The 6,202-nt window shown below is 77.2% G+C and carries 6 protein-coding genes; 5 read left to right on the forward strand and 1 reads right to left on the reverse strand.

Annotated elements, in window-relative coordinates:
• The first annotated feature begins 192 nt into the window (after positions 1-192).
• The 5 genes from LWC33_RS34080 (at position 193) to LWC33_RS34100 (ending at position 5,615) form a co-directional block, all read left to right on the forward strand.
• Complete coding sequence (locus LWC33_RS34080) at positions 193-561, forward strand: YraN family protein (RefSeq protein ID WP_233308835.1); 369 nt, start codon at positions 193-195, stop codon at positions 559-561.
• Entirely contained in the window at positions 561-2,066 is a 1,506-nt protein-coding gene (locus LWC33_RS34085) for a YifB family Mg chelatase-like AAA ATPase (RefSeq protein ID WP_233308836.1), read from the forward strand. The genes LWC33_RS34080 and LWC33_RS34085 overlap by 1 nt, the downstream gene beginning before the upstream one ends.
• Before the next feature lie 62 nt (positions 2,067-2,128).
• Complete coding sequence (gene dprA, locus LWC33_RS34090) at positions 2,129-3,223, forward strand: DNA-processing protein DprA (RefSeq protein WP_233308838.1); 1,095 nt, start codon at positions 2,129-2,131, stop codon at positions 3,221-3,223.
• A 228-nt stretch (positions 3,224-3,451) separates the two neighbouring features.
• Positions 3,452-4,453 carry a tyrosine recombinase XerC gene (locus LWC33_RS34095; RefSeq protein WP_372476842.1) on the forward strand — a complete coding sequence of 334 codons (1,002 nt, stop codon included), beginning with the start codon at positions 3,452-3,454 and terminating at the stop codon, positions 4,451-4,453.
• A 277-nt stretch (positions 4,454-4,730) separates the two neighbouring features.
• Positions 4,731-5,615, forward strand: a complete 885-nt coding sequence (locus LWC33_RS34100; RefSeq protein ID WP_443720193.1) for a FliA/WhiG family RNA polymerase sigma factor — start codon at positions 4,731-4,733, stop codon at positions 5,613-5,615.
• Between the two features lie 24 nt (positions 5,616-5,639).
• Here LWC33_RS34100 and LWC33_RS34105 read toward each other — a convergent pair.
• Positions 5,640-6,202 (reverse strand): M23 family metallopeptidase (locus LWC33_RS34105; RefSeq protein WP_372476843.1); only part of this gene is annotated, 563 nt, incomplete at its 5' end.

The following is a 6,202-nucleotide window of genomic DNA, read 5'->3' on the forward strand; positions in this document are numbered from 1 at the left end:
CGCAACCGACCGCCAGACCGGGCGACCGCCACGCGAAAGACACCAGCCACCTAGGCGCGCCTTAGCATCTCCCCCCGACGGTTTCCGTCCGTCGGCGAGCTGGATTCGGCGGTTGTCCACCGTCCGCGGCTCCTGTGGAGCACTTTCCGCGTTCCGCCCCACGGGTCGGCCCGGCCGGAGATCGTGTCCGGCATGGCAGCCAAGGACGAGCTCGGCCGCCGCGGCGAGGACGTCGCGGTCGAGTACCTCGAACGCAAGGGCCTCGTCGTGCTGTCCCGGAACTGGCGGTGCCGGGAGGGCGAGATCGACGTGGTGGCCACCCAGCGGGAGCGCGACGGCACACGCCTGGTGGTGTGCGAGATCAAGACCCGCTCCGGCACGCGGTACGGCGAGCCGGCCGAGGCCGTCACCGGGCTGAAGGCCCAGCGCATCCGCCGGGTGACCAGGGCGTGGCTCGCCGCGCACCACGTGGCGTGGTGCGAGATCCGGTTCGACGTCGTCGCGGTGCTGATGCGGCCCGGCCGGCCGGTCACCCTCGCGCACTACGAGGGGGCGTTCTGATGGCGCTCGCCCGGGGTTGGTCCGTGGCGCTGCACGGCGTCGAGGGTGTGCCCGTCGAGATCGAGGCCCTGGTGGGCGGTGGGATCCCCGGGGTGCAGATCGTGGGGCTGGCCGACACCGCGCTGCAGGAGTCGGTGCACCGGATGCGGTCGGCGGTGGTGAACTCGGGCCGGGAGTGGCCGGCCGTGCGGATCCTGCTGGCGCTGTCCCCGGCGACCCTGCGGAAGACCGGATCACGCTTCGACCTGGCCCTGGCGTGCTGTGTCCTGGCCGGCGCGGGGGTGGTCGACCCCGACCGGCTCAGCGGCACCGTGCTGCTGGGCGAACTGGCCCTCGACGGCCGGGTGCGGCCGGTGCGCGGTGTGCTGCCGAGCGTCCTCGCGGCGCGGGCGGCCGGCCTGCGGCGGGTCGTGGTGCCCGTGGCCGCGCTCGAGGAGGCCGGGCTGGTCGACGACGTCGAGATCTTCGGGGCCGCCTCACTCGACCAGGTCGTCGGCTGGTTCGCCGGCGAGCGCGACCTGGACCGGCCGACGGGCCCGCCTGCCGAGGCCCCCGCCGCGGTGCCCGACCTGGCCGACGTCGTGGGCCAGCCCGACGCGCGGCGTGCCCTCGAGGTCGCCGCCGCCGGTGGGCACCACCTGCTGCTGGTCGGCCCGCCGGGCACGGGCAAGACGATGCTGGCGCGGCGGATCGTCGGGCTGCTGCCCGAGCTCAGCCGCGACGAGGCGCTGCAGCTGGCGTCGGTCCGCTCGGTGCTCGGCGAGGCGGCCGGGGACCCGGTGAGCAGGGTCGCTCCGTTCGTCGCGCCGCACCACTCGTCGTCGATGGCGGCGCTGCTCGGCGGCGGGGCCGGGCTGGCCCGTCCCGGTGCGGTGTCGCTGGCGCACCGAGGCGTCCTGTTCCTCGACGAGTGCGCCGAGTTCCAACCCCACGTGCTCGACGCGCTGCGCACGCCGTTGGAGGAGGGCGAGATCCGGCTGGCCCGGGCGGACGGCAGCGTCCGGTACCCCGCGCGGTTCCAGCTGGTCCTGGCGGCCAACCCCTGCCCCTGCGCGCCCGCGCGGGACCGGGACTGCATCTGCACCTCGATCGCGCGTCGGCGGTACCTCGGGCGGCTGTCCGGGCCGCTGCTCGACCGTGTCGACCTGCGGGCCCGGATGCTCCCGGTCACTGCGATCGGCGGTGAAGGGGGCGCGGAGGAGGACACCGCCACCGTCCGGGCCCGGGTGCTCGCCGCCCGGGCGGCCGCGGCCGAGCGCTGGTCGGCGCACGGCTGGCGGACCAACGCCGAGGTCCCGGGCCCTGCCCTGCGGCGGACGTTCGGGCTGCCCCGGTCCGTCGTCCGGCCGTTGGAGGAGCGGATGCGGTCGGGTGAGCTGTCGGCGCGCGGGGCGGACCGGGCGTTGCGGGTCGCGTGGACACTCGCGGATCTCGCGGGTGCCTCGTCGCCGGACCGGGAGGCCGTCGACAACGCGCTGTACTACCGCGAGCGGGGTGCGGCGTGACCGCGGCGGCGCCCCGGCCGGCCGTGGTGGCCGAGGCGGTCCTGCGGGCGCGGGCGTACCTGATGCGGGTCGTCGAGCCGCCGGCACCCGAGACGAGGAGGTGGGTCGACCTGGTCGGCGCGGTCGCAGCGGCCGACGCCGTCCGGCGTGGCGACGTCCCCCAGGGGGTGGCCGACGAGACCTCGGCGCGCCGGGGGGAGGACCGGGTCGACGCGGATCTCGAGGCGGCGGCCGCCTGCGGGGCGCGGTTGGTCGTCCCGGAGGACCCGGAATGGCCACAGTGGCCGTTCGCCTGTTTCGCCCTGGCCGACAAGAAGGAGCTGGCACCGCCGCTGGGGCTGTGGGTGCGGGGCCCGGGTTCACTGGCCGACCTCACGGACCGGGCGGTCGCCCTGGTCGGCGCCCGTGCGGCCAGCGGTTACGGCACGCACACCGCCGCCGAGCTCGGCGCCGGACTCGCCGCGGCCGGGCAGACGGTCGTGTCGGGGGCGGCCATCGGGATCGACGGCGCCGCGCACCGCGGCGCCCTGGCCGGTGGCGGGCCGACGATCGCGGTGCTGGCGTGCGGGCTCGACCGCGCTTATCCCGCCTCGCACGCCGGACTGATCGACCGCATCGGCCGCCACGGCCTGGTGGTGTCGGAGTACCCGCCGGGCGCGGTGCCGGCGCGCCACCGGTTCCTGGTCCGCAACCGGCTGATCGCGGCCCTGTCGGCGGGCACGGTGGTGGTCGAGGCGGCCCTGCGGAGCGGGGCCCAGCGCACGGCGGCCGACGCCCGCGAGCTCGGCACCGTCCTCATGGCCGTCCCGGGGCCGGTGACCTCGGCGACGTCCGCCGGCTGCCACGAGCTGATCCGGCAGGGCGCGCTGCTGGTCACCCGGGCCGAGGAGATCACGGAGGCGACGGGGCGGCTGGGCGTGGAGCTGGCGTGCGTGCCGGAGCGGCCGCAGCGCCAGACGGACGTCCTCGACGAGATCCAGGCCCGGGTGCACGACGCGTTGCCCCCGCGCGCCGCCCGCGACATCGCATGGCTGGCGGTGGAGGCGGGCCTGGACCAGGACGCCGTCCGCTCCGCGCTGGTCGAGCTCGAACGCGGCGGCCTCGTCGAGTACCGCGAGGGCCGATGGCAGCGCCCGGCGCGGCGTGGGCCCCGGTAGGGGCTGCGCGTCGGCCCGGTGCCGTGTCGGGCCGCGTGCGAGGAGCACCGGGGACGGTCCGAGCCGTGCGGGGAAGGCCGATGCTCGTCGCGTCGAACCGCGGTCGACGATGGCGTGCACGCGGGTGCCGGTCCGGCGCCGCGCAGGCGGATGGACCGTCCCTCTGCTCGGCGATGGGCGCGGCGTGGGTCGTTGACCCGGGGCCGCCCGGCCCCGCACCGTCGGAGGGTGGCGCAGCCCGAACCCGAGATCCGGCCGGAGACGCGGCCCGAGCCCCATCCCACCGGTCCGGCCGGAGGAGGCGGGGCGGGTGCTGATCCGCCCGAGCGTGTCCTCTCGGCGGAGGTCGGGGCCGCGGTGGACCGCTTCGCCCGGCACCTCGAGCTGGAGCGGGGCCGGTCCGCCCACACCGTGCGGGCCTACCGCTCGGATCTCGCCGGGATGCTCGGCGGCCTGCCGTCCCTGGCGGCGCTCGACCTCGCGTACCTGCGACGGCGGCTCGCCGAGGCGCACGCGGCCGGGACGAGCCGGGCCACGCTGGCCCGGCGTGCGGCGGCGGTCCGGACCTTCACGGCGTGGGCGGCGCGGGCCGGGCTGCTCGCGAGCGACCCCGGGGCACGGCTCAGCTCGCCGCGCTCGCGGGGGGAACTGCCCGAGGTGCTACGGGCGGACCAGGCCGCCGCGGTCCTCGACGCCGCGACCTCCGGTGCGGCCGAGGAGCACCCCGAGGCCCTGCGCGACCTCGCGCTGCTCGAGGTGCTGTACGCCACCGGGATCCGGGTCGGCGAGGCGTGCGGGCTCGATGTCGACGACGTCGACGACGAGCGCCGCACCCTCCGCGTGCTGGGCAAGGGCGCCACGGAACGGACCGTGGTGTTCGGGGTGCCCGCCGCCCACGCGCTGCGGCGCTGGCGGGCCCTCGGCCGTCCGGCGCTGGCGCGGCCGGACTCGCCCCCCGCGCTGTTCCTGGGCATCCGCGGCGGGCGGCTCGACCCCCGCGTAGCCCGCACGGTCGTGCACCGCGCGATGGCGGCCCTGCCCGACGCACCGGACATCGGACCGCACGGCTTCCGGCACGCCGCGGCGACACATCTGCTCGAGGGCGGCGCCGACCTTCGTTACGTACAGGAGTTGCTCGGTCACGCTACGCTGTCGACCACCCAGCTCTACACGCACGTGACCGTCGACCGTCTGAAGGTGGTCCATGACCAGGCTCATCCCCGGGCATGACGCTCCGGACGCCGGGTCTGCGCAGGTCGCCCCACAGGTCACACGGCAGGTCGGTGGTCTGGCCGCAGCGCTGACCAGGGCCTTGCCCACCGCGGAGGCGTCCGCGGCCGCCGAACGCAGGGTGTCACTGCGGGCGGTCCCGGCCGAGTCCGGGGTGTCCCCGGACGTGGCGGGCGAGGTGGAGCCGAACCTCGGCGGGCCGCACCGGGCCGCCGAGCACGTCGCCCTCGTGGCCCCTCTCCGGTACGACACGCCCGAGCCCCCTACCGTTCCCTCGATCGGGCACCGTGGGTCGGCCAACGGCAGGCCCGGCCCGGAGAGGCCGCCCGCCGAAGTGGCCGCCACGCCGACGCCGCCCCGCATCGCCCCGGCGGCGGTCGCCGAGGAGACAGCGGAATCTCCCGCGCCCGCCCCGGAGGCCGCCGACATCACCTCGTCGCTGTGGGCGGACTTCCTCGCGAGCCGCGCCCCGGCCGCCCGGGACCGGCTCGTGATCCACTACCGCGCGCTCGTGCGGGGGGTCGCGGGCCGGATGGCCGGGGGCCTGCCCACTCACGTCGACGCCGCCGACCTGGTCCAGGTGGGGACCTTCGGGCTGATCGACGCCGTCGAGCGGTTCGAGCCCGAGCGCGAGGTGCGATTCGAGAGCTTCGCCGCGCAGCGCATCCGCGGCGCGATGCTCGACGAGCTGCGGGCCCAGGACTGGGTGCCGCGCACCGCCCGGGCCCGCCGCCGGGAGGCCGAGCGCGCGCGGGAGCGACTGGAGACGCGGCTCGGTCGCACGGTCGACGACCGGGAGGTCGCCGAGGAGCTCGGCGTCGGGCTCCGCGAGCTGCGCGGCATGCTCCAGCACCGGCAGCTCGTGAGCGCGGAGGCCCTCGAGTCCGGCAGTGGGGGCAAGGTCCCCGTCGCCGAGCTGGTCGCGGACGAGGCCACGCCGGACCCGGTCGAGCTGGTGGAGCACGGCGAGACGGTCCGCGAGCTCGCCCTCGCCGTGGGGGCGCTGGAGGAGCGGGACCGCGAGGTCGTGCGCCTCTACTACCTGGAGAACCGGACCCTCGCCGAGATCGGCCGCCTGCTCGGCGTGACCGAGTCCCGGGTCTGCCAGCTGCACTCCCGCCTGGTCACGCGCCTGCGCAGCCGGCTGACCGAACCGGCCTGACCCGGCCCCTCGGCGCTCGCCGCCTCAGCCCGGCCACGGGTCGGGCAGCGGGAGCAGCCGGACGTGCCGCGGCCGCAGCAGCACCAGTGGGTCCATGTACTCGGAGGTCGAGCGCACGCCGCGCCGCACACCCCAGTGCAGGCAGGCCTCGGCGGGACACCCGGCGTGCCCGGCCTCGAGCACGCCGATCGGGTCCCCTCGGGCCACCCGGACCCCGACGGCCACGGTGCCGGTGACCGGTTCGTAGGTCGTCCGCAGCCCGTCGGTGTGCTCCACCGACACCACCCCGCGGCCGGCGACGGGCCCGGCGAACACCACGACCCCGTCGCGTGCGGCGAACACCGCCTGCCCCACGCCCCCGACCAGGTCGGCGCCACGGTGCCCGCGCCCGTAGCGGAAGGGCGGCTCGTCGAACGGCCGCGCGACCGCGGGGACCGGCGCGAGCGGCCACCCGTACTCCACGCCGGGCGCGAGCTCCGCGGAGGACGGCCTCCCGGGCACCGGCCCCGGCATTGGCGGCCCCGGCGTCGGCACCGGCTCCGGCGTCGGCACCGGCCTCGGCGCCGCCCCCGGCACCGGCGCTGACC

Source organism: Pseudonocardia terrae (genome assembly GCF_021343995.1).
GTDB classification, from domain to species: Bacteria; Actinomycetota; Actinomycetes; order Mycobacteriales; family Pseudonocardiaceae; genus Pseudonocardia; species Pseudonocardia terrae.

Excerpts from the sequence above, each read along its gene's own strand:
- LWC33_RS34080 (WP_233308835.1), top strand. The coding sequence starts at position 193 with ATGGCAGCCAAGGACGAGCTCGGCCGCCGCGGCGAGGACGTCGCGGTC.
- LWC33_RS34085 (WP_233308836.1), top strand. The coding sequence starts at position 561 with ATGGCGCTCGCCCGGGGTTGGTCCGTGGCGCTGCACGGCGTCGAGGGT.
- dprA (WP_233308838.1), top strand. The coding sequence starts at position 2,129 with ATGCGGGTCGTCGAGCCGCCGGCACCCGAGACGAGGAGGTGGGTCGAC.